This is a genomic window from Staphylococcus sp. GDX8P114P-2 (assembly GCF_017892945.1).
GTDB classification, from domain to species: Bacteria; Bacillota; Bacilli; order Staphylococcales; family Staphylococcaceae; genus Staphylococcus; species Staphylococcus arlettae.
The window spans coordinates 255,010-279,979 of sequence record NZ_JAESMB010000008.1; the positions used below are offsets into that span (position 1 = coordinate 255,010).

At 33.4% G+C, this 24,970-nt stretch carries 26 protein-coding genes; 8 read left to right on the top strand and 18 right to left on the bottom strand.

What is annotated here, in order from left to right:
- Positions 1-79 precede the first annotated feature (79 nt).
- From KA845_RS04320 to norA, 8 genes are all read right to left on the bottom strand, one after another.
- Positions 80-1,426 (bottom strand): hemolysin family protein, encoded by a 1,347-nt coding sequence (locus tag KA845_RS04320; protein ID WP_193325096.1) that lies wholly within the window; start codon positions 1,424-1,426, stop codon positions 80-82.
- Between the two features lie 242 nt (positions 1,427-1,668).
- Positions 1,669-2,829: an N-acetylglucosamine-6-phosphate deacetylase gene (nagA, locus tag KA845_RS04325; RefSeq protein ID WP_210127816.1), complete on the bottom strand. Its 1,161-nt coding sequence runs from the start codon at positions 2,827-2,829 to the stop codon at positions 1,669-1,671.
- A 228-nt stretch (positions 2,830-3,057) separates the two neighbouring features.
- Positions 3,058-5,007, bottom strand: coding sequence for a PTS fructose transporter subunit IIABC (locus KA845_RS04330; RefSeq protein ID WP_002508914.1), 1,950 nt, complete (start codon positions 5,005-5,007; stop codon positions 3,058-3,060).
- A complete protein-coding gene (gene pfkB / locus KA845_RS04335; protein ID WP_210127799.1) occupies positions 5,004-5,933 on the bottom strand; it encodes a 1-phosphofructokinase in 930 nt (309 codons plus the stop codon). Before pfkB ends, KA845_RS04330 begins: the two co-directional genes overlap by 4 nt.
- Positions 5,930-6,688, bottom strand: coding sequence for a DeoR/GlpR family DNA-binding transcription regulator (locus KA845_RS04340; protein ID WP_107377708.1), 759 nt, complete (start codon positions 6,686-6,688; stop codon positions 5,930-5,932). The genes pfkB and KA845_RS04340 overlap by 4 nt, the downstream gene beginning before the upstream one ends.
- Before the next feature lie 255 nt (positions 6,689-6,943).
- Positions 6,944-7,816 (bottom strand): UTP--glucose-1-phosphate uridylyltransferase GalU, encoded by an 873-nt coding sequence (gene galU / locus KA845_RS04345; protein WP_002508917.1) that lies wholly within the window; start codon positions 7,814-7,816, stop codon positions 6,944-6,946.
- 148 nt (positions 7,817-7,964) lie between these two features.
- Positions 7,965-8,708 (bottom strand): hypothetical protein, encoded by a 744-nt coding sequence (locus KA845_RS04350; RefSeq protein WP_107377707.1) that lies wholly within the window; start codon positions 8,706-8,708, stop codon positions 7,965-7,967.
- Between the two features lie 304 nt (positions 8,709-9,012).
- Complete coding sequence (gene norA, locus KA845_RS04355) at positions 9,013-10,179, bottom strand: multidrug efflux MFS transporter NorA (protein ID WP_107377706.1); 1,167 nt, start codon at positions 10,177-10,179, stop codon at positions 9,013-9,015.
- 202 nt (positions 10,180-10,381) lie between these two features.
- Between norA and KA845_RS04360 the strand changes: the two genes are divergently transcribed.
- From KA845_RS04360 to KA845_RS04370, 3 genes are all read left to right on the top strand, one after another.
- Entirely contained in the window at positions 10,382-10,801 is a 420-nt protein-coding gene (locus KA845_RS04360; RefSeq protein ID WP_002508920.1) for a PPC domain-containing DNA-binding protein, read from the top strand.
- Between the two features lie 257 nt (positions 10,802-11,058).
- Positions 11,059-11,676: a DUF1361 domain-containing protein gene (locus KA845_RS04365; protein WP_002508921.1), complete on the top strand. Its 618-nt coding sequence runs from the start codon at positions 11,059-11,061 to the stop codon at positions 11,674-11,676.
- Positions 11,673-11,951: a hypothetical protein gene (locus KA845_RS04370; RefSeq protein ID WP_002508922.1), complete on the top strand. Its 279-nt coding sequence runs from the start codon at positions 11,673-11,675 to the stop codon at positions 11,949-11,951. Before KA845_RS04365 ends, KA845_RS04370 begins: the two co-directional genes overlap by 4 nt.
- Before the next feature lie 143 nt (positions 11,952-12,094).
- On the opposite strand, the gene mdh is transcribed toward KA845_RS04370, so the two are convergent.
- From mdh to KA845_RS04395, 5 genes are all read right to left on the bottom strand, one after another.
- Entirely contained in the window at positions 12,095-13,033 is a 939-nt protein-coding gene (gene mdh / locus KA845_RS04375; RefSeq protein WP_103388052.1) for a malate dehydrogenase, read from the bottom strand.
- Between the two features lie 118 nt (positions 13,034-13,151).
- A complete protein-coding gene (locus KA845_RS04380) occupies positions 13,152-13,769 on the bottom strand; it encodes a DedA family protein (RefSeq protein WP_021459158.1) in 618 nt (205 codons plus the stop codon).
- A gap of 126 nt (positions 13,770-13,895) precedes the next feature.
- Positions 13,896-14,198, bottom strand: a complete 303-nt coding sequence (locus KA845_RS04385; protein WP_021459159.1) for a hypothetical protein — start codon at positions 14,196-14,198, stop codon at positions 13,896-13,898.
- Positions 14,199-14,214: 16 nt separating this feature from the next.
- Positions 14,215-15,123 (bottom strand): aldo/keto reductase, encoded by a 909-nt coding sequence (locus tag KA845_RS04390; RefSeq protein ID WP_210127800.1) that lies wholly within the window; start codon positions 15,121-15,123, stop codon positions 14,215-14,217.
- A gap of 33 nt (positions 15,124-15,156) precedes the next feature.
- The gene (locus tag KA845_RS04395; RefSeq protein ID WP_210127801.1) at positions 15,157-16,083 is read right to left on the bottom strand and encodes a CobW family GTP-binding protein; all 927 of its coding nucleotides are present in this window, start codon (positions 16,081-16,083) and stop codon (positions 15,157-15,159) included.
- Positions 16,084-16,310: 227 nt separating this feature from the next.
- On the opposite strand from KA845_RS04395, the gene mgrA reads away from it, so the two are divergent.
- Positions 16,311-16,754 (top strand): global transcriptional regulator MgrA, encoded by a 444-nt coding sequence (gene mgrA / locus KA845_RS04400; RefSeq protein WP_002508928.1) that lies wholly within the window; start codon positions 16,311-16,313, stop codon positions 16,752-16,754.
- 106 nt (positions 16,755-16,860) lie between these two features.
- Here mgrA and KA845_RS04405 read toward each other — a convergent pair whose 3' ends face one another.
- On the bottom strand, positions 16,861-18,537 hold the full coding sequence (locus KA845_RS04405) for an amino acid ABC transporter ATP-binding/permease protein (RefSeq protein ID WP_210127802.1): 1,677 nt from the start codon (positions 18,535-18,537) through the stop codon (positions 16,861-16,863).
- Complete coding sequence (locus KA845_RS04410) at positions 18,534-20,171, bottom strand: ABC transporter ATP-binding protein/permease (protein ID WP_103388049.1); 1,638 nt, start codon at positions 20,169-20,171, stop codon at positions 18,534-18,536. Before KA845_RS04410 ends, KA845_RS04405 begins: the two co-directional genes overlap by 4 nt.
- A 312-nt stretch (positions 20,172-20,483) precedes the next feature.
- Between KA845_RS04410 and KA845_RS04415 the strand changes: the two genes are divergently transcribed.
- The 4 genes from KA845_RS04415 to KA845_RS04430 all read left to right on the top strand — a co-directional run bounded on the left by KA845_RS04415 (position 20,484) and on the right by KA845_RS04430 (position 23,377).
- Complete coding sequence (locus KA845_RS04415; RefSeq protein ID WP_107373899.1) at positions 20,484-21,359, top strand: undecaprenyl-diphosphate phosphatase; 876 nt, start codon at positions 20,484-20,486, stop codon at positions 21,357-21,359.
- Positions 21,360-21,641: 282 nt separating this feature from the next.
- On the top strand, positions 21,642-22,343 hold the full coding sequence (locus KA845_RS04420; protein ID WP_210127803.1) for a hypothetical protein: 702 nt from the start codon (positions 21,642-21,644) through the stop codon (positions 22,341-22,343).
- A 3-nt stretch (positions 22,344-22,346) separates the two neighbouring features.
- The gene (locus KA845_RS04425; protein ID WP_002508933.1) at positions 22,347-22,796 is read left to right on the top strand and encodes a YaiI/YqxD family protein; all 450 of its coding nucleotides are present in this window, start codon (positions 22,347-22,349) and stop codon (positions 22,794-22,796) included.
- 14 nt (positions 22,797-22,810) lie between these two features.
- Positions 22,811-23,377 (top strand): LOG family protein, encoded by a 567-nt coding sequence (locus KA845_RS04430; protein ID WP_002508934.1) that lies wholly within the window; start codon positions 22,811-22,813, stop codon positions 23,375-23,377.
- A 54-nt stretch (positions 23,378-23,431) separates the two neighbouring features.
- Here KA845_RS04430 and KA845_RS04435 read toward each other — a convergent pair whose 3' ends face one another.
- The 3 genes from KA845_RS04435 to KA845_RS04445 form a co-directional block, all read right to left on the bottom strand.
- Positions 23,432-23,986, bottom strand: coding sequence for a GNAT family N-acetyltransferase (locus KA845_RS04435; protein WP_002508935.1), 555 nt, complete (start codon positions 23,984-23,986; stop codon positions 23,432-23,434).
- A gap of 107 nt (positions 23,987-24,093) precedes the next feature.
- The gene (locus KA845_RS04440; RefSeq protein WP_002508936.1) at positions 24,094-24,390 is read right to left on the bottom strand and encodes a hypothetical protein; all 297 of its coding nucleotides are present in this window, start codon (positions 24,388-24,390) and stop codon (positions 24,094-24,096) included.
- Positions 24,391-24,715: 325 nt separating this feature from the next.
- Complete coding sequence (locus KA845_RS04445) at positions 24,716-24,949, bottom strand: SA0632 family lipoprotein (RefSeq protein ID WP_225975808.1); 234 nt, start codon at positions 24,947-24,949, stop codon at positions 24,716-24,718.
- Between the last annotated feature and the right edge of the window lie 21 nt (positions 24,950-24,970).

Sequence of the window (24,970 nt, forward strand, 5' to 3'; positions counted from 1 at the left end):
TTTAACCATCTTCTATAAATTACAAATAAAAAAACGTTTATTAAATCACTTAAATATGTGATTTAATAAACGTTAACTATTAATCGTCGGTTTCTTCTTCTAATTCTTCAGGTGTTTTTCGCTCTTGATTATATTCTATTTTTAAAATTACAGAAATAATTTGATGATTTTCAATTTCTGAGATAATCCATCGATCATATTCAGTATCGACATAATCATTTTGTTGCAAGTTAGTATTGTGTGCTTGTAGCCAACCGCCTATTGTATCTATATCTTCCGAATCTTCAAATTCAATATCGAACTGTTCGTTTAAATCATCTAGTAATACGCGGCCATTGATTTGGTAAGTTTCGTCATTTTTCTTCACAATATCGTTAACTTCATCATCATCAAATTCGTCGCGAATTTCACCCACAATTTCTTCCAAGATATCTTCCATTGTTAAAATACCAGCAGTTCCACCATATTCATCAATAATCAAACTAATATGCACATGTTCTCTTTGCATACGAACCAATGCATCACTAATGCGTGTTGTTTCCGAAATCATAGGCAGTTCATGTACAAAGTCACTTGCGTTTATTGCTTTTCCTGATGCGTATTCGGTTAATAACTCTTTAACATTAATAAAGCCTTTAACGTGGTCTTTATCACCATCTTCAGTTATTGGATAACGTGTAAATTGATGTTCTTTTAATGTTTCTAACAATTCATCCAAATTAAATGGTTCATTTAGCGTTACCATCTGTGTACGTGGAACCATAATATCTTTAGCGTGTCTTTCATCAAAAGAAAAAATATTTTGCATATATGCTAATTCAGTCTGGTTAATTTCACCACCATTATAAGAATTATTAATGATGATTTTAATTTCATCTTCTGACATAGCATCATTGTTCGCATCTGGATCTACACCAAACATACGAATAATGACACGAGCTGAACCATTCATTAACCAAATTAATGGTTTCATGATAACGCCAAAATAATATAATGGGCGTGCATAAATTAATGCAATTTTTTCAGTGTGTTGGATTGCTAATGTTTTTGGAGCTAACTCCCCTAATACTACGTGTAAATAAGTAACAATAATAAATGCTACGATAAATGAAATTGTCGTCGTCAATGCTTCCGGTAATTGCATTAGTTCGAATAACGGATGTAACAATTTATCAAAAGTAGGTTCACCTAACCAACCAAGTCCTAATGAAGTTACCGTGATACCAAGTTGACAAGCTGATAAATAATAATCTAGTTTTTCAATCATTTTTTTAACAACTTTAGCGCCACCATTACCTTTTGATGCAAGTTGTTCTATTCGAGTGGCTCTTACTTTCACCAATGCAAACTCCGAACCTACGAAGACTGTAGTTAATGCGATTAGTAGAAAGAATATAATTAAGTTCATTATGGGTACTGTTTCCAATTAATTCCCTATTTCTAGGGATTCACCTCCAAATTTTACGTGCCACAATAGGTGGCCGTGTATGTTAAATATAGTTGTAATGCATTCTTAGATAACTTTAGATCCTTCCCATTGTGACACCTCCCTAAAAATTGACGTATAGTCTACATTTTATCACAAGGTAAGTGTCAATTGTAATCATGAGCTTAGAATTCAATATATTTTCAATTTAAGTTTATTCATATTCAATCTAACATTGTAAGTTACTTATTAAATTCGTGGACGGTACCTTTTTTAATAGTTGTAAGCACTTCGATGTTAGAATTTACAATAACTAAATCTGCGTCCTTGCCATGTTGAATACTACCTTTACGGTGTGCAAGATTTAAAGCTAGCGCTTGATTTAAACTCGTAACACGCCATAATTCATTTAATGTACGCTGTGTGAATGACATTAAATTTTTGAGTCCTTCATTCATTTTTAAAATACTTCCTGCCAACGCTCCTGAAGCTAAACGTGCTTCTGAACCTCGGACGATGACATCTTGACCACCGAGATCATAAGTTCCGTCAGGCATTCCTTTAGCTCGCATCGCGTCAGTAATAAGATAAAAACGCTCTATTCTTTTTTGTCTAAGCGCAATATTCACAGCTGCAGGGTGTGCATGAATACCATCTACAATGAGTTCAGTACGCAACTGATCATTAGTCCAAGCAGCCCCAAACAGCCCCGGTTGACGATGTTCAAACGGCGTCCCTGCATTATAAAGATGTGTCACATGTCGTGCTCCTAGTTGTTGTGCCTCATTGACTTCATCAAATGTCGCAGTCGTATGTCCAATAGAGAAGATAATATCATCATGTAATGCACTAAGTGTGTCACTTGCACCTGCAACTTCTGGAGCAAAAGTAATAATCTTTATATTTTGTTGTGCTAGTTGTTGAAAATATTTAATTTTGTCGATTGATGGTCGTTGTACATATTTAGGATTTTGTGCTCCCACTTTATCTTCTGAAATAAATGGCCCTTCTAAATGGATACCTACAATCTCTGCAGCACTGTTATCGTCTTGATTATCGATATATTGTGCAATAACTTTCAAAGCCTGAGTCACGTTGTCATCAGACTGAGTCATAGTCGTAGCTAGAAAGCTTGTTGTGCCTTCTGCTAATAACGAAGTTGCTAAATGTGTTAAACCTTTTGCAGATGCATCCATTGCGTCTTCTCCATATCCACCATGAATATGAATATCAATAAAACCTGGTAATATATGATTAAATTGGGCATCAATAGTCGGTAGTTGTCCTTGATAGTCCCCTTTACTTACATGCTTAATTTTGCCGTGTGCTACTTCAATATGTCCGTGTTCAATAACACCAGTCTCTGTATAAATTGTCCCATTTGTAATAACGTAATTTTCCAACATTCAAACCTTCTTTATTTGTTTATTATTGTTTTTTCACTATCACTTATATTCTACATGAAATCGTTCACCGTGAATAATATATACATTTATTAAAGCATAAAAAAGAAGTAGGTTAAAAATCAAGAATAACTTACCTGATTTCCCTACTTCTTTAATTTCTTACTTAACTTATTTATATAACAGAGCTACTTCGAACAAAATAGTTTAATAGCTTACGTCTGCCAATTAGTCATTTGTCTCTTGTAAAGCATTTAATTCATTTTCAGTTGGTTTTGCTTTCAACAAGCCATACATTATTGCCCCTATAAGCGCACCTATAATTAGAGCTATTAATGATTGCACTACATGACCAAAGTCTGTAGCTAACATAACAATAATACCTCCATGAGGCGCTTGAATTGCTGATCCTAGACCAAGTGAAATGGCTCCTGCAACACCAGAACCTACCATCATTGAAGGTATTACACGTAGCGGATCTGCAGCTGCAAATGGGATTGCACCTTCAGTAATAAAAGATAAGCCCATAATATAGTTAGGCGCAATAGAAGCTTTTTGTTCTTTCGTAAATTTCTTTCTAAATAAGAGCATAGCTGTTGCGATAGCCATAGGAGGTACCATTCCACCAATCATAGCTGCAGTTATTGGAGCAGTATTACCTTCTGTTAATGCAGCAGTTGCAAATACATATGCTGCTTTATTGAATGGTCCACCCATATCAATGGCCATCATTGCACCAATAACTAAACCAAGTAATACAATATTCGCTCCTGAAAGACTGTTTAATCCATTTAACAATAAGTTATTCAATCCAGATGCAGGTGGATTAATAACATAAATCATTAGTAATCCTGTAGCTGTCACTGAAAGTAATGGATAAATTAATGTCGGTTTCAAACCTTCTAATGCTTGTGGTAAACCACTTACTAATTTTTTCACACCTTGTGTTAAATAACCTGCTAAGAAACCTGCTAAAATACCACCGATAAACCCTGAATCACCAGAAATAGCAAGCATACCACCTACTAAACCAGCCGCAAAACCAGGTTTATCAGCAATACTACGTGCAATATAACCAGATAAAATAGGGATAATTAAGGCAAAAGCACTGTTTTTACCTATATTCCATAATTGTTCTGCAAAAGCGTTATGATCTCCACTTTTCGGGTCAAACGAATTCGCACCAAATAGGAATACAATTGCCATCAAAATACCACCAGAAATAACTAATGGCAACATATTAGAAACACCATTCATTAAGTGTTTATAAATTGTTTTCCCAACGCCTTGCTTTTCAGTTGATTTCTCTGTTGATTGTTGACTGTTAGTGTTTTTAGCCACAAATGGTTGGCGTGAATCATCTTGTGCCATATTAATCAATTCTTCTGGTCGTTTTATACCATCTGCTACAGGTACTTCAACTACATTTTTGCCTGCAAAACGATCTGTTTCAACATGAACATCGGCTGCTACAATAATACCAGTAGCTTTGTTAATATCTTCATCTGTTAAATGATTCTTGATACCTCCAGAACCATTCGTTTCTACTTTCATTTTCACACCCATTTGGTTCGCTTGCTTTTTCAGAGCATCGCGTGCCATATAAGTATGTGCTATACCTGTAGGACAAGCTGTTACTGCCAAAATATATGGAGTATCTTCAGCCACTTCCTCATCGGTAGTTGTTGCAGCACTATCATTCTCTTCTTCATCTTCTACAGCTTCATCATCAGCTTTATTAATAATTGCTTGTACTTCTTCGGGTGTTTCAGCAGCTAATAAATCTGCTCGAACTTGTTCATCCATTAAAATACCAGACAATTTAGCTAAAGCATCCAAATGTGTTTGCGCGCCACCTTCTGGTGCTGCAATCATAAAGAAGAGATGTGCCGGTTGCATATCTAAACTTTGGTAGTCTATACCTGCTTTAGATTTACCAAAAGCGATTGCTGGTGTCTCAACAGCCGCAACCTTTGCGTGCGGAATAGCTATCCCTTCACCAATTCCTGTTGTACTTTGACCTTCACGTTGATGAATAGCTTCTTTATATGCTTCGACATCATTCAATTTACCTGCTTGATTTAATTGGTTTACTAGTTCATCGATAACCCCATTTTTATTTGTTGCTTCGACATCCATCGCTATTGTATCTAATGTTAATAACTCGGTGATTCTCATAAATATTCACTCCCATCTATCTTACTAATGACGACTTGTTGCTTAATATCTAATATTGCTTGTTGTTGTGCTAAATCCTCAGTAAATGCTGTTGCAGTACCTGCTGAAACTGCTTGTTTGAATGCCGATTCAATAGCCAATCCTTGATTTAATCCTGCAACCATACCTGCTACTGTGCTGTCTCCCGAGCCAACAGTATTAATAACATTACCGTTTGGTACAGTTGCTTTTAAACTTTGTGACTTATCAATGTATATAGCTCCTGCACCACCAAGTGAAATGATTACTGATTGTGCCCCACGCGCTAAAATTTCTTTACCATATTTCACTACTTCTTCATCTGAATTAATCGTAGTATTAAACATCACTTCTAATTCATCTTTGTTCGGTTTAATGAATAATGGTTCATAAGATAACACTGACTCCACCAAATCTTTTTCAGCGTCCACCACTAATTGTGCTCCTGTTTTTCGTGTCAATGCAGCGATTTGTTGATATGCATCTGCAGGAACACTTTTAGGTATACTACCTGCTACTACAACTATATCTTGCGGTGTAGTTTGTCCTATTTTAGTCAGTAAATCTTGAAATTGTTGTTGCGTAATATTGGGACCAGGCGCATTAATTTCTGTCTCAGTACCTGTTTTTAATTTCACGTTAATACGTGTATCATCAGCAATTTCAACAAAGTCTGTAGCAATGTTTTGCTGATGTAAGGTATTTGTAATAAAGGCACCAGGAAACCCACCAACAAATCCTAGAGCTGTTGATTGCACATCTAGTGTTTTCAATACTCTAGATACATTAATACCTTTACCTCCCGCAAATTTATAAGTCGCTGATGTCCGATTCAATTGATTAAGATTAAAATCATCAGCAAACATTATGTAATCAATGGAAGGATTGAATGTCACTGTATAAATCATCTTGTGCCTCCTAAAATTCGGTAATGTTGTGAAAATATTTCGTATGTTTCTAATTGTAAAACTGCATGTGAGGTTAAAATTGTTGCCTCATTTACCATTGGAACATGTGCAAAGTACACTTTATGGAATTTCGAAGTATCGGCCACAATAAATGTATTCAAGGCATAATTCATAGCTTCTCGTTTGATCAAACCTTCTTGCTCATCTGGTGTTGTCAGTCCATACTTTAAATCAATACCATTCATGCCTATAAAAGCTTTGTCAAAACGGTAACGTTGTAAAGACGCTAACGCATTAGGACCTACTGTGGCAAAAGTGGTAGGTTTCACCTCACCACCTAGTGTCAATGTCTTAATTCCATGTTTTAATAATTCTTCTATATGTGTTAACCCATTAGTCACCACTGTTATATCAGACGCTTCAATGTAAGGAATCATTTCGAGCGTTGTCGATCCAGCATCTAAAAACACGCAATCGTTATCTTGAATGAAAGTAGCAGCAAATCTGCCAATTTCTTTTTTTTCTTCCAAATTTTGTCGTCTTTTGTCTGTTAAATTCGGCTCTAATACAACGGATTGATTCAGTTTTGCTCCTCCATGAACCCTTGTTAATTTACCAATAGCTTGGAGTTTTGATAAATCTCGGCGGATTGTAGATGTACTACAACCAATTCTTTCGACTAATTCTTGTAATGACAAAAACTCTCGTTTAGAAAGTTCACGTAAAATTAATTCATGACGCTTTTCTGTAATCATCGGTTCACCTCATCTTCGCTATATTATAATGTATACGGTTTCTTAAATCAATCATTTTTTATCATTTTCATTCAAAAACAATCAAATTTAACTTTAATTTTGAACGTTTTCAGTCATATGTGCCGTTTACGAATGTTATTAACTAAAAAAGAGGCGATACAATCAACCTATATCGTTGATTGTATCGCCTCTTTTGTAATTAAGTCTGACATTGTAAGTAATGTCACTTTTCTAGAATTACGATGTAGCACATTTTCAATTTTCAAGCTCTAAAGTTTTTAAAAATGCCTTTAAATCATCTTGCATTGATGCATCTTTTAACGCGAATTCGATTGTCGTTTTGACAAAACCTAGTTTTTCACCAACATCGTAACGATCACCCTCAAAATCATAAGCATAAACTTGTGTATCTTTGTTTAAACGCTCAATCGCATCCGTCAATTGTATTTCACCACCGGCACCTTCACCTTGAGTTTCTAAATAACTAAAGATATCAGCTGTTAAGACATAACGTCCCATTATAGCTAAATTGGAAGGTGCTGAGCCAGCTTTCGGCTTTTCAACGAATTGTTCAACTTCATATCTACGTTGTTGTTGCGCGCATGGTTTTACAATACCATAACGATGTGTTTCATCTTCTGGCACTTCTTGAACTCCAATAACAGAATTACCTGTAGCATCATAAATATCCATCAATTGTTTTATTGCTGGTGTATCAGATTCAACAATATCATCACCTAATAAGACTGCGAAGGGTTCATCACCAATAAATTGACGTGCGGAGTATATGGCATGACCAAGTCCTTTTTGTTCTTTTTGTCTTACATAGAAAATATTAGCAAGTTCAGTTGAATATTTAACTTTCTCTAACAATTCATTTTTTCCTTTTGATTCTAATATCATCTCTAGTTCTTTTTGATTATCAAAATGATCTTCTATTGCACGTTTATGTTTACCGGTAACAATAATAATATCTTCAATGCCGGCACGTGCCGCTTCTTCAACTATGTATTGGATTGTTGGTTTATCTAATATAGGTAACATTTCTTTAGGCATTGCTTTAGTTGCAGGCAAAAATCGAGTGCCTAGACCTGCTGCTGGTATAATTGCTTTCTTTATCTGTTTCACAACGTTCATCCTTTTCATCAAAGTACTCATTTACATCTATTATTATAATAATGATAACCTGCTTTAGTTATTTATAAACAAAACAAAAAAATTCACATAAGTCGTTAACACAACTTATGTGAATCATAACATTTTTATTTTGTTTATACTATTTTAGCGCTGGTTGTGTAATAATTTTTCCAGACTTAGTAATTACTAATTTCAGCTCTTTTTTAGTTTGTACATCAACAAAAACATATAGCATTCCTTGTTTAGCTTCTTTAACTTTTTCTAATCGTGGTGTTTGGGTAAAATGATCTGTTGCATATTTTTGCGCGATGACCTCAGATTCTTGTGCTGACACATTTGGTTTTCGAGCTTCATCTTGTGGCACTGGTTTATATGCATCATCAAATATTACAGCATTTTCATGCTTATCAACTGTTACTCTATAAAAACTATGTGGTTTCTTAGCATTTTTGAATGTAAAAATATAATAATACGCCCCCTGACAAGTGTTGTCGATAGCGTAATCATTGTATTCGTTTTGTGAGTTATTATTATTATTCACTTTTTCTTGAGCAGCTTTTAATGCTACATTAAACGACGGCAAGTTAGCTTGTGCCACTTTTTTATTACTAGCATCATGAGAACTTTCTTCGGCAATAGGTACATAATCTTTAGCATTATAGGGGTTTTCTTCAGCTTTGTCACCTGTAATTGCAGCCTTCGCAGAATGGTTTTCATCTGTATTTATCAATGTTTTACCTTTCGCTACACTATCAAATGTTGAAAAGTTCGAAATCGTTTCGTGAACTTTTACTAACGCTTGTTGGTTAGTAGCTATAAAAAGAAGGAACGCTAGAAAACAGGCAAGCATAACAGCTACAATGCTTAATATTAAATTTTTCATAAACGCTCCTTTCTTTAGTATGTTTTATTTATATTTATATTAGCATAAAATGATATTTAAAAAGTTATATAGAATGCAACTTAAAATAAATGTAATCTCTGTAACAATATTAATAAATTCACTGGCTATGATTAACATCTTTGTCACATAGTAGTTATAATGGCCAATATTCTGATAATTCACAGCACAGCTATCTACATCAAAAAAACACTGTAGCGATTTGCTACAGTGTTTTTACTATATAATTTGCTAACAGTTAAGAATGCATCCCTTATCTGTTAGTTCCTTTTATAATATTACTTTTCTAACTAGCTTTCCTATTACGTCTAACTCTCAATACTTTTTCTATTCGAATTACAATAATGCCTATAATCATAACTAAAACAGCCATGTAAATTGGAAATTCAAAATTAATATCATACAAAGTTCCTGCAACTAATGGACCGATAAAGTTCCCCATACTAGTAAATGTGGAGTTCAATCCTCCAGCGAAACCTTGCCGATCACCTGCAATGTTTGAAAAATAATTAGTTATGGCAGGTCGTATCATATCAAAACCAATAAACACTACAAAGCTGACTACCATAATTGCCCAATAACTATTTGTTAGTGTTAGCGCAGCTAATATAATTGCTGAATAAATGAGTGCATATGTGATAAAAGTTAACTCACTAAAGTATTTCATAAATTTATCGAAGAAAAAGACTTGGAATACTGCACCAAATATCCCACCACCAGTAATAGCTATTGAAATATCTAAAGGCGAATAATGTGCTTTATCTGCAGTATATAATGGGAATAACGTTTCAAAAGATGAAAGCCCAAATGCCAATACTAGAGTAAGAATTATCGGTGTTAAGAACACTTTCCAATTAATTTTCGACAACAGCTCCGGCTGATATTTTGTAAAACCATCTGTGGTTGCTTTTTTCGGATTGTGAATAAATACTATAGAAAGTATTAAAGCTACTAAACCGCTCACACCTGCTACATAAAACGGTAAGCGATGTGAAAATTCTGCCAAAAATCCACCAATACCTGGACCTAAAATAAAACCTGAATTGATAATCGCAGACATGTAACCAAAGTTTTTCGCTTTATCTGAAGAAGGTGAGATATCCGCAATCATACCTGTAACACCTGGCATTACCATACCAGCACTAAATCCACCTAACACTCTTGAAATAATAAGCAACTCAAATGTATGACTTACTGCAAATAAAAACTCAGAAATTGCAAATAAGAATAACCCAATACAAATTATAAGTTTCTTTCCTAACTTATCTGCTAATGTACCACCAAAAGGTGAAATAATCATTTGTGCTAACGCGAATACAGCGACTAAAATACCTAAGTCACTACCTTTTAAACCTAAATCTTTTAAATATACAGGTAAAACAGGGACTACTAAACCTATACCTAAGAAAACTAAAAAGATATTAAAATATAAAACATAAAACTGTCTATTCATTATTCACCCTCCTTTTTACATATGAAATGCAACTCACTTTTTATTGTATCCAAATTCAACTCAATATTACATAATATTACAATATTTTATTACATCTAACATAACTAATACAATAGTTAATTTAAACTTTAAAACATAAAATTACAATTGATAGTTATCTATATGTATAATAGTAATGAAATCATTTTTATGGAGGGTCAATATGGTATATCAAGTTGATGGAAATACAATCGTTTTAATTTTAGAACAAGGCGAAGATATCATCTCAGCCGTTACAGATGTTGCACGTGAACAAAATGGTAAATTTGGTACAGTTAGCGGTATTGGAGCTTGCGAAGGGGTCGAATTAAATTTTTACAATTTAGACACGAAAACATATGAAAAACAAACATTTAACGAACCATTAGAACTAATTAGTTTATTAGGTAATATTTCTCACATCGATGATACACCTTTTGCACATTTACATGCTACTTTTGGTACGAACCAATACCAAACTTTAAGTGGTCACCTGTCAAAAGCAATTGTATCTGCAACTGCTGAAATTGTGATCACGATGACTAATTTAGATATTAACCGTAAACATAATGATAACATTGGATTAAATCTATTAGATGCATAATAACTCAGTTAATTAGGTGACTTGATTTCCATACAGTTACAACCAACTACGTAGTGAAATCGGTCACCTTACTTATGCATTTTCATTAACACAAGTACTAATATATTATAATACTTCAAAATGTACCTCTTTGTTTTTTTATTGATTCCACGTCGTAAAACTAGTATTATTGAATCTCGTATTTATAAATTAGTTAATTACTTTAAATATATAATATAGAAATTTGAGTTCAGCTCAAATAAAAGAAAGGTGGTACTATGAAATCCCGCTATATTGCCCGCATTGCTTTTATTGCACTGTTGACGATTTCTTTGTTTAGTAATGATGTTTATAGTTTTATGACGTTAAATTTAATATTAGCTTATATTCCACTTGAATTATGCTATTTGCTGAACTTATTTAAACCTAAAAAAGTTTTCGAATGGCCATTATTCATTATATTTAGTCTAATCTTTATTTTTATGGTTCCTAATACCTTTTATATGGTCACTGACTTAATTCATTTAAATCAATTCCGCTTTAATTTTTACGCTGGTTTAACTATTATTGAATGGATTTATTTTACGTATTTGTTAGCTGGAGTTGCTTTAGCTACTTATTGTTTAACGCTCATCTATATCGAAATCAATCACTTCACTCAATATCGATGGTTAAATAACACAATCATTGTATTAATGATGTTTTTAAATGGTCTAGGTGTATATATGGGGCGCTTTTTAAGATTTCATTCTGTTTATTTAATTAACGAGCCTCTAAGTGTGTTACAAGATGTCGCACAAGCAATAAACCCAAGCACACTTGCTTTTATTGTACTCATGATGGTATTGCAATTACTTATCATTGTGTTTATGAAAGGAGTACGATTAGCGAAATGACATTGAATATAATTATCTTAATCGCTGTTATTGTGGTGCTACAATTAATTATTGGGCATTTACTACATGATGTTGGTTTTTCATTACTTCACAGCATTATTTTGATGTTATTTCCATTAGGTATCGGCTTGTTTGCCTTACAATTATGGTATTATGAACACCGTTATTCTAAATGGGCTGTACCATTTAACGTTAAATTAAGATTAAAATATATGTATATTCTAACTTTCTTTGAATATGTAGCTTTATACGTATGCATTGTTGTTATCACATAACTAAGATATTACATTATCTCGACTGTTATAATTTAATAAAAAATTCTGGTACATTTGAGTACTAAGTGTAAACACAAGTATATACAGTACAATATTAAACGAGGCTGGTGCATATCAATGCACCAGCCTCGTTTATGTCATATTTAAAATTGTTGTAATGCTGCTTTAACGTCTGTTACTGCTTTTGCAGACGTATCTAATTGAGCTTGTTCATCTGCTGACAGTGATAAAGTGACAATTTTTTCTATACCTTGTGCACCCAAAATTGTTGGTACACCTAAACATATATCATGATAGCCGTATTCACCTTTTAATAAAGCAATACTAGGCAACAATCTTTTTTGATCTTTAATAATAGCTTCTAACATACTATAAATTGCAGCTGCAGGTGCGTAATATGCTGAGCCAGTGCCCAATAATCCCACAATTTCTGCTCCGCCTTTACGCGTACGCTCAACAATCGCTTCGATCTTGTCTTGTGCCAGCAACTCAGCTAGTGGCACACCATTCACATTTGTCGAACGCACTAATGGCACCATGTCATCTCCATGTCCACCTAATACCAATCCTTTGACATCTTTTACGGAAACATTTAATGCATCAGCAATAAACGTTTGATAACGTGCAGTATCTAAAATACCTGATTGCCCTATCACATGACTTTTCGGTAGGCCTGATGCTTTATAAACTGTGTATGTCATAGCATCTACTGGATTAGTTAAGACAATAATTTTACATTGTGGTGAGTACTGGACGATTTGCTCTGTCACCTCACGCATAACCGCTTCATTTGTTTGAACAAGATCATCTCTGCTCATCCCCGGTTTCCTTGGAACACCTGCTGTAATAACTACGACATCTGAATCTTTCGTAGCTTGATAGTCAACTGCTCCCTCGACGTTACTATCAAAACCAAAAATAGGGCTACTTTCCAAAATATCTAATGCTTTTCCTTGTACCGGACCTTCTGATTTTGGTCGATCAATAAGTACTACGTCCGCTAGTCCTTGTTGTGCTGTAATAAATGCTAATGTTGCGCCTGTATTACCTGCACCTATAATCGAAACTTTCTGTTTTGTCATGCCATGCTCTCCTCCAGTGTATAACTCTGCTCTTCATTCACTTCATTATAACACTGGCGTCGTAACATTCAGAGGACAATTAGTAGTTGTATCTATTCAAATATATTAATTTAAATGATTACTTTTGCTTATTTTTACGAACACGTTTTAGCCATTTCCATATAAAGTAAATAACAATGAGTAGCAAAATAACATAGATAACTTTAGAGTAAATATCCATATAATAGACGATTTGATGCCAATTGCCACCTACTTTCATTCCTAAATAAATCAATACCATATTCCAAATAATTGTTCCGAGTGTACTAAAAATAACAAACACAGAAAAATTCATCTTGGTAATACCAGCAGGAATAGAAATTAAACTACGAATAAGTGGTACAAATCTACAGAAAAAGATTGTCCAGTATCCATATTTTTCAAACCAATCAAATGTCTTAGTTAAATCCGTTGATTTTACACGTAAAATTTTGCCATAGCGATTTACAAGTCGATATAACTTGTCTTCGCCAATCCATAAACCGATGCCGTATAGAACGATTGCACCGATGATTGATCCCAGTGTAGATGCCACTGTCACTCCTATAAAACCTAACGATGATTTAGTCGTCATAAAGCCACCAAATGTTAATATGATCTCAGATGGTATTGGTGGAAAAATATTCTCTAAAAATATCAGCAATGCTATTCCAAAATAGCCAAATTGTTCCATGAACTGTGTAATCCACTGTTCCATGTATTAACCTCACTTCTCCAATTTTGTTGTAATTCAAAAATACTGTGCTCTAAAGCATTTAGTAAAGCATTAGTTGCTCACATAAAAGGTTGCACAGCGATGTCTCAGCAATAATATGATATTTAACTAACCTAATAAATTATTAGTAGCTGCATATAAATACATAAGCAAACCAAATATACTACCAGCCATAATTGATAATATGAGTGTTAAAATCATAGTGCGCTTAAAATGACGAATAAATGAAACAAATAACAATCCAACATTATATATGAAAAACAAGCCAAAAAACGCCATCATAATATTAATATCGGGATAAACAATATTTAATAATAATATGACTACTGCAAACCCCAGAAATGGGAAATGAATAAAATTTCGTTCAAATTGCTTTTGCTTTTGCCAATGTTGTTCTTGATTATTAGCCATAATACTTACTCCTTTTTTACGGTATATCGTGACCTAACGATGCAGTATAAATATCAAACCATTCTTGATCTGACAGTTTAATATCAAAACCTGCCAAAGCCTCATCAACTCGAGAGATTTGATGTGTACCTATAACAGGTAAAATTGCTGCGGGATGTTTATTTAACCATGCCATTATGATACTTGAAGTAGATGTTTGATATTTTTGAGCTAACGGTCCAATAATTGCCATAATTCGTTTTGCTTTGTCATCTGCTAAATCAAATAGCTTCCCACCCGCTAAAGGACTCCAAGCCATAACCTTAACATTATCTTGTTGCATATAATTTAATGTCCCGTCTGTCATAATGTCTAATGTATATGGTGAAACTTCTAATTGATTCACAGTTATATGCAATTTATCGCACACTAAACATTGATTTAATAAATCGTATTGTGATTTATTAAAGTTAGATACACCAAAAGATTTCACTTTACCCGCTTTTACCAAATCCATTAAAGCGTCAGTGATTTCATTCGGGTCCATTAATGGAGAAGGTCTGTGTATCAATAATGAATCCAAATAATCTACATTTAGTTCTTGCAATGAACGGTCAACAGACTGTTTTATATGTTGTCTACTGTGATCATATCGATGACCTGTCGTCCACGATAACCGTTCAGAAGGCAATACAATACCACATTTCGACACAATTTCAATTGAATCTCGTAATTCAGGTGACAACTTCAATGCTTCACCAAAAATACCTTCGCAACGATAATCTCCATAAATATCCGCATGGTCAATCGTCGTTATACCGCGTTCTACTAATTCGTGTAAATAACGATTTAGCTCTTGCGGCGTCCATTGCCAATCGTGCGCTCGCCAAAAACCTTGAATAACTTTAGAAAAAGAAACATATTGATTAATTTCGACTTTATCCATCGTTTGACACATCCTTATCTCACATTTTATATTTTACGTAAATTGTAGCATTTCCAAATCGTTCCTCAGCCTTACTTTATCCAACTGTTCTCCTATAAGGACTACATTTAACGGTTTATCTTCCTCAATAACAAAAAAATCAGGCAAACCATATGCATATTGAAATTCATAAGTAACTTCAGGCTCATCACGAAACTTCACGTAACCCTTTAATCTTAGAACATTATCGGGTAGCCGTAAAATATATTGATAAAACAATTGCCTATCTATAGGTGATGTAAACTTATAATGTAATCTTTCTATGCCATGATGATGACCATGATATGATGTGTGCATATTCGAGTGTTGTCCAACTGATTCAAACGTTAACTCCTCGATATTGGCATACTCTGTAAAATGTACACTTGCTGTAGCATTTATACTGCTTAATGCCGTTGTGAGCTGTGCTTTATCTTCATTGACCAAATCCATTTTATTCAATAATATGACATCACAAACAGATAACTGCGCCTCCATAAGTTCCATTGTTTCATTAGTATATTGTGCTCGTTGTATAAATCTAGGTGCATCAGCAACACCGATAACCATTGGTTGCTTAATATAATCTACAATGTCTGGATCTTGGCATGCTACTATAATGTCAATCGGATGGGCAATACCTGTTGCTTCAATAATAATATGTTGCGTATCATTTTGATTTATCAAATATTTTAGTTTCGCTAATAATTCCTGTTTTAAATCGCAACATACACAACCGTTCAAAATAGAATATATATTCACATTAGATTGCTCAAGCCGGCTATTAAAGTCAGTATTGCCATATTCATTAATAATAATTTTAACATTCTCATTACTATTTAATAATCTTTTTGTATAATTATAAAGTAATGTAGTTTTGCCACTTCCGAGAAATCCTGTTACAATCGATAATGATATTTTATGATTTATATTATTTTTCAAACTATCCACTCATTTCTTATACAAATGTTTGCACAAAAGTTAAATTAAACATATAATTGACCTTTTACTTGATAAAATATTAGATATCTTCTAAACTTTAATTATACTTTTTATTTTAGCATGGCACAGTACAAAAGTATGTTTGCAAATGAATTCTATACAACATAGACGGATCCAATCCGATACACAGAGAAAAATTACGGATAGAATGTCTGGAGGAGAACTTAATGTCTGAGCAACTTAATTTAAAGGAGCAACTTTGTTTTAGTTTATACAATGCACAAAGACAAGTAAATCGCTACTACTCAAATAATGTCTTTAAAAAATATAAACTAACATATCCACAATTTTTAGTTTTAACAATATTGTGGAATGAATCACCTGTAAATGTTAAGAAAGTCGTTACTGAATTAGCATTAGATACTGGCACAGTATCACCGTTACTAAAAAGAATGGAGCAAGTTGATCTAATCAAACGTGAGCGATCTGAAATTGATCAACGTGAAGTCTTTATTCATTTAACTGAAAAGAGTGAGTCCATTCGTCCTGAATTGGATACAGCTTGTCAAGATGTTGCAGTTGCGTCTTCATTAGACGAAACAGAATCTGCTGAACTCAACAGATTACTTGATAAAGTTATAACTGCATTTACTGACGTTAAAACAAAATAATTTTTGCCCATGTTAAATTTAAAAGTGGAAGATATGTAAATTAAATCATTAAATATAGTTATTTATATAGAGAGGTCAAACAATCTTGTTTGATCTCTCTATATATTTATACTGACTTATTTAAGGTCATTATTTGATACAAATAACCGCGTTGTGCTAGTAAATCTTCGTAAGAGCCTGCTTCTATAATCTCTCCATCAACTACGACTACAATTTTATCAAACTGTGGTAACAGTCTTAAATCATGAGTTGCTATTACTAGAGTTTGCGCATATTTATGAATTAAATCCATTACACGTTCTGTATGATAAATGTCTAAAGCTGTTGTTGGCTCATCTAATATCCAGATTGGTTTGTTGTTTAATAATAATCTAGCGATGCCGATACGTTGTAATTCTCCTCCTGAAACAGTATCACCAACTAAAGTTAGTGGTGTATTTAATGCAAAATGATCCAAGCCAAGTTTTACTAATGTTTCTTTTATTACACTATCAGGTTGAGACGTAAAGAGATTTTCTTTTAATGTACCATCAAACACTTGTTGCGTTTGTAACATACCGTTGAGCAGCTTATATTTGTCCTCATTTGTGATGTTATGCAACTGTTGATTATTAAGTTTAATTTCTCCTGCTTCGGCTTGATATAAGCCTAACATCAATTGTAATATTGTACTTTTCCCCGAACCAGAAGGACCAATGAGTGCTACATGTTCACCTTCAGCCACTTCTAAATTAATATTACGTAATACAGGTACGGATTGATTCCAATATTTAAAATCTACATTTTGTACAGATAGTTTTATAGGGTGAGAAGCATCATATGAAAAACGTTCTGTACCTTGTGTTATTGGATGCGCCATTACTTCATTGACTTTCGACAGTGCATCATCGGTATCTGCTTTATAATATGCTACATTGCTCATAGGTACTGCTTGTTCAAACAACGTTAGCATCATTAACACAATACTTGTTAAATAAACGACATCAAATTGTTGCTCTTGTACTTGCACCACTCCAAGATACAATGTGAAAAATAATGCAAGCATTGAAATAATATTTAAGATAAAGTCGTATAGTGTTAAAAAACGTTGTTCTTTCAATTGCGCCTTACTATATGCTGTTAGCGAGTTATCTAACATCATTTTATAATTATGCTGTTGTTCAAAACGTTGTAATTCAGCATATCCTGCCTTATAGTCATAAAAGTGATTTAAAAATTCATTTTGCTTTTTATTTTTATACGCTTTAATCTTGGTTGCGCGTTTAGCACTTAACCATGGAACGATGCCTAACGTAATAAACATACTCACAAAAATAATCAATGCATGTATATATGAAAATGCAAACATAACAATTATAGATATAATCGTCGTTATCCCAATCACTACAGGAGGATAATATACACGTAGATAAATATTTTGTAGGGCTTCAATTCTACTCACCATATTAGATAAAAGTTCAGTCGATTTAAATCTTCTATAAACATCTGGTATCACAGGAATTAAACCTTTAAAAAACTGCACGCGCACATCTCGTAACATGGTAAATGTTGTACGATGTGACAACAGTCTCTCAGCATACCTAAAAATCGCTCTTAGAAAACCAAATAATTTCACTGATACAATCAATATCATTAATGCAAATAATGGTGCTCCTAAAGCACTTTGTGTCACCATGTATCCACTTAAAAAGAACATAGCTAATGCAACGACACTACCTAACACGCCTACTGCTATTGCACTTATTAAATCTTTATCTGCTTTAAAATGAATTCGTGGCTTCACTCTGGTTCACCACCCTTTTTATTTTCTACTGACATGACCTGATCTATAAATTTCACACTACCATTTTCAATATAAACACGTCTGTCTGCATATTGAATTGTGCTATCACGGTGAGCAATATAAATTATCGTTGCTGCTTGAAATTGTCGATGAATGACATCCTGTATAATTGTTTCAGTCTGTAAGTCCAACCCTGTTGTTGGTTCATCAAACAAGACAATATCAGGCTGTAACAATAAAACTCGTGATAGTTCAATACGTCTCATTTCTCCACCTGAGAGCATTTCTCCACCTTCACCGATATGTGTATCAATACCATGTTTAAAAGCAGCAACTTTCTCTTTCAAGCCTACTAAATTCAACATTTTATAAACCTGTGCCTCAGTGATTTCATCATTAAACATTGTTATATTATTTTTAATTGAAGTATTAAAAATATAAGGTGTTTGGCTCAATATGCCGAAACGCAATTGTCTAGAAGCCACAGTTAGCTCACCATTAGTAACTGGTAATTGCTGAGTAATAATCTGCGCAAGTGTTGATTTTCCAGCGCCACTAGGACCAACTAACGCGATTTTTTCACCTTTCGTTATTTCCAAATTAATATGCTGTAATGCATACGATTGCGCACCTTCATACTTAAAACTTACATCATGCAGTTTAACAATCGATGATGTTGACATGTCATGTTGTTGTGGTCTTGCAACTGGATTTATCGTCGGCTCTTCTAAAAAATCGAATACTACATCACTTGAGCCCTCACTTTGTTTTCCGCTGTGGAACGATTGTCCTAAATCCTTAATTGCATTGTAAAATTCTGGAGCTAAAATAATAGCTATTGCTGCAGTTTTAAAATCGATATTATTAAATAATATAAGTCCTAATCCTGCTTCTAAAGCTACTAAACCTATGCCTAGCATCGTAATAAATTCCAGCATAAGGCCTGATAAGAATGCACTTTTTAAAATACGCATTGTCAAAGTTCTAAAATGTGTACTTTCTTCATACAATTCTTGCTCAGTTCTAGCTGTTTGATTAAAGAGTTTTAATGTAATTAGCCCTTTAACTTTGTTTAGAAACTGTTGGCTAAATTGATTTAAGTAAGTCATTTTATCTTTAGATTCATCACGTGTTTCCAACCCAAAAATGATATAAAACAACGGGATAAAAGGTGCAGTCACTAACATTATAAGTGCTGTGTTAAGATGTATAAAAAACATAGCACCAATAATAAAAACTGGAATCATCATTGATTTAAATACTTGCGGAAAGAAATTACTAAAAAATGGAGCTATGCCATCAATGCCTTCCGTAACCACATTTATTTGCTTGCCTATAGGCGATTTAGACGCTTTTTCAATAACTTGTTGCCTTAAACTATTTTTAATTCGATTAGCCATCGTATCTCCAATTGCTAAATTCAACATATTAAACACTGCTCGAGCAATTAATACAAAAAAGATAATTATCAATAATGATGTCAATTGAAACTGTTGTTGAATCAGCACTTTATCCAAAATTACGCCTATCGTTATATTTTGAAATACTACAGTCAATGCGAGTAAAATACTGACTAAAAACATCAAAATCGGAAAAATTTTATATTCTAACGCTAATTTTGTTAATCTTTTCACAAATATCACCTTTAATATATTATAAATGGTTTTAGCGATTTTTAAATTAATTCGTTTTATATTTACACAAAAAAAGTAACTGCTATACATATTTTTGTCACAATACAAAGCACATGTTATGATAACAACGTCAATACAAAGTTGAGCTGTACTTAGTTTATCTATCACGGAACTTTGATACATGGTATAGTATACTGCTCATACTTTGGTCCCAAATTGCATAATTCTAATACATTTTTAAAATTCATTATGCTATTATGAAAAAGGAAAATGTATATAAAATTTAATAAGTACGATGAAAGTAGGTAAATTATGGTAATACTTGAATTGATTAAAGGTATCATTCTAGGTATTGTTGAAGGTTTAACAGAGTTTGCGCCTGTATCTTCTACAGGTCACATGATTTTAATTGACGATATGTGGTTGAAATCCACAGATTTTTTAGGTTCTGAATCTGCTTTCACCTTCAAAGTGGTCATTCAACTTGGTTCCGTTTTTGCCGCGGCTTGGGTTTTCCGTGAGCGCTATTTTGAAATGTTACATATTGGTAAATACAAAGCCGAACCATTGGACGGCGTTGACCAAAAGCCTAAACGACTAAATTTAATTCATATTGTCGTAGGTATGATACCTGCTGGTATCTTAGGTCTTCTATTTGATGATGTCATTGAAAAATACTTATTTAGCGTACCTACAGTTATGATTGGCCTTTTCGTTGGTGCAATTTATATGATTGTAGCAGACATGTATAGTAAAAAAGTCAAAAATCCGAAAACAGTAGATCAAATCACTTATGTTCAAGCATTTATTATTGGTTTGTCCCAAGCTATTGCTATGTGGCCAGGATTTAGTAGATCTGGTTCTACAATTTCTACAGGTGTGCTAATGAAAATGAACCATAAAGCAGCTTCAGACTTTACATTTATGATGGCTGTACCTGTCATGCTTGGTGCTAGTGGTCTATCGCTAGTTAAAAATATAGAATTTATTCATGCAAATCAAATTCCATTCTATATTTTAGGATTTTTAGCAGCATTTATTTTTGGTTTAATTTCAATCAAATTATTCCTACACTTAATTAGTAAAGTTAAGTTATTACCTTTTGCAATTTATAGAATCATCTTAGTAATTATTATTGCTATCTTGTATTTTGGTTTTGGTATTGGTCATAACATTACTGGTGCATAACTATTTTACAAAATTATACCTTTAATTAAAAATTGTGTGACAGAGGCTGGGACAATCAATATTGTCCCAGCCTCTTTTCATATTGGCAATAGACCACCTTATTTTACGTTATGTCCCCTCTCCTATATACATGCATTACACAACACTCTCGTCCTGTCCCTCTTGCAGTTAACCTTAAATTTCTTCTATTTATATTTTAGATAGCTTTCAATACAAATGTCGTTTAATTTACGGTATCATAGGGTAATAATAACTTAGTATATTTATATGGAGGCAACGTGTATGGACAAAAAGCAATTAGTGAAAACACTAATCAATGTAGTACCAATTATAATAGTTCCGCTAATTTTAGAGCGTAAGCGTATTAAATCACATCCAGATGTGAAAAAGGCTTCTGAAGCAACAGCTAAAGCTTCAAAAAATGTCGCAACAAAATCAATTCAATTTAAAGATGTTGTTGTTGATAAATCTGGTAACGCTAAAGACTACGTGGTTACCAAAAAACATAATATGGATGAAAAGCGTCAGTTAAGACAAATCGCAAAAGAACATGATCCTGCTTATATCCAAAAACAAGAAGATAAAGCTGTTAAATCAGATTATAAAGAAGCAGAAAAGCTAGATAAGATCTTACAAAAACAAATAGACAAACGTCATAAAGAAGAAGCCAAAGCACGTGAAGATAATAAGAAAGAACGTATTAAAAATATGAAAAAATCCAATAAGCATATGGAAAAAGTTGGGTTAACACCTGGAAAACTTGATGATAAAACAGAGAAAAAAGGTGAAAAACTAGCAAAAGACAACAGCAAAGATATTTCAAAATTGGATAAACGTTTGCAAAAGAATATCGATAAACGTCATAAAGCCGAAGCAAAAGCGCTGGATAACAACAAAAAAGATCGTTTAGCAGAGTTCGAAAAGTATAAAAATTACGATGCTAAAAGCGTTATTAAACAACGCAACGATAGCGAGAAACAATAACGCATGATACAAATCATTATCGACGGAGATGCTTGTCCTGTTACCGATTCAGTAATTGAATTGACTAAGGGGACAGGCATTTTTGTTACAATTGTCCGCAGCTTTAGTCATTATTCTACAGTTATCCAGCCACAACATGTAAAAATAGTTTATGTTGATGATGGACCTGAAGCAGTGGATTATAAAATTGTGCAGTTAGCTAACTCGGATGCTATTGTTATAACTCAAGATTATGGTCTTGCTAGTTTATTGCTCGATAAAGTCGCCGTCGTCTTACATCATAGTGGAAAACAATTTACTTATGACAACATCGATAGATTATTAGCTACGCGTCATGCACATGCTCAATATCGCCGCAGTGGTGGTAGAACTAAAGGGCCATCTAAGTTTACAGCCCAAGATAAAGCTGATTTTAATGCAGCCTTCCAAGCTGTGTTAACTCAATTTGATTAGCAGGAGGTAAATGCATGAAAAGAATTGCAGTATATTGTGGGGCCAGTAAAGGTAATGACGATATTTATGTTAAAGAAGCCTATGCCCTAGGAAAATATATGGCTAAACAAGGTTACGAACTAATTTTTGGTGCTGGTTCAGTAGGTATTATGGGTGCTATTGAACAAGGTGTTTTAGATCAAGGCGGTAAAGCCATTGGTGTTATGCCTAAATCGTTAGATGAGAAAGAAATTACTAGTCAAAAAGTAAGCCAACTCATTTTAGTAGATTCTTTACATGAACGTAAGGCTAAAATGTCAGAGTTAGCCGATGCTTTTATTATGGCTCCAGGTGGTGCTGGTTCATTGGAAGAGTTCTTTGAAACATATAGTTGGTCTCAAATAGGCATCCATCAAAAACCAATAGCAATTTTTAACATCAATGGTTTTTTCAATCCATTACAACAGTTAATTCAACACATGATTGATGAAGGTTTTATCGATCAAAAATATCAATCATTGGCACCACTTTGTGCTACAAAAGAAGAATTATTAACATGTCTCAATCAATATCAAGCTCTTGGTGTACGTACGTATGATTAATCAATGCGCACAAAACAAGGTACAAGCGCGCGCTATGTGTGCATGTACCTTGTTTTATTTAGTTATATCTTTAAGTTGAATATGATATCTCACATGTCTCTTTAACGGATGATAATTACTTAAGTCGGGATACTCAAAGAAATCGAATTGCTCCATACCAATTTTTTTCATCACTCGAATAGAAGCCTCGTTTTGCTCAGCTGCCAACGCATATATATGCTCAAATCCTCGCTCCTTGGCATAACTTAATACTGCTTGTGCACCCTCTGTCGCAATACCATTATCCCAAACTTCCGGAATTAATCGCCATCCTATTTCATAAAATGGTAGCTCAGTAAACTTGTATTTACTATTTTTAGGAACATAGTTTAATCCTATAAATCCTAGCCATCCATTTGTTTCTTTTAACTCAACCGCAAACAACCCTACACCAGTTTCTTTAATGATATCATCCATTTTCTTTAGGTCTAGTTCTGAACGTCGATAACTCAATAGGCTAGGGAAAAATCTTCTAACTTGTTGATTGGCATTCATTTGTTGAAATGGTAAAACATCTGCCTCACGCCAGTCTCTTAAAATTAATCGTTCTGTCTCAATATAAACTGTCATCATTCACACCTCGAAACTTGTCTAAATTATTCCTGTTTATATAAAAGTAACGCGTTATGATTTATTCATATCGCGCTACTAATGTTGTGAAATTGTCCTCATTTATTTTAAGCTTTTGTAATATAGCTAATTAATTCTACATTAACTGCAATCTCTTTCAAACGATTTCTATCTGATTTTGGTGCTGTAAACGTAGCATCAATAAAATCATTTTGGTGATTTAACTGATAAGTCGCTACAAAAGTATCCGTATCTGACTCAAAATTAGGTAAATGCGCGATTACACGTTTAATTTCTCCAGTCGAATCTTTAATTTGTCGTCCAGTAATATTTTCTAATTCTCTACCCAATTCAGGTAAAGTAATCGCACGACCTTCTAACAAATCAAAATCTTGTTCATGCATGATTTTCCCTTCTTTCTATAGCATTTCAATTGTGTTTTCATTATATTTGATTCATTATTAATAGATTTGAAAAATTTAGAGTATAAATTTCCAAATAATCGTTATTATTAACTGTCTTGTGTCATAAATATTTTAATATATGCTCTTGAATACCCTTTATTATCTTCATTAAACGTGGTGTATTCATAATATGAAAATATTGTAACACAATTTGTTATCATTATTAAATAACTTTTCTATTAATTACGCATATGTATCATACAAAAATGATATTTACGTTCGCTCACTTAGGATGCAATATCTTCATGATTTCTGTGTTAGCCGTTTAATCTTCACTATCACTGTCAGCTTTTGCATCTATTTCTTTTTCAATATCAGCAGCTTCTTTTTTCAATTTATCACGCTCTTTAGTTACTTCTTCTTTTTGTTTTTTAAGCTTTTTTTGTTCTTTTTCAAGTTTATCAATATCTTTTTCTAAAGATACTTTTTCGTCACTTTTGCCACATGCTGATAAAGTAATTGTAGCAGCAAGTATTAGCGCTAACCATTTTTTCATCATATTGCTCCTTCGTTCTTATTG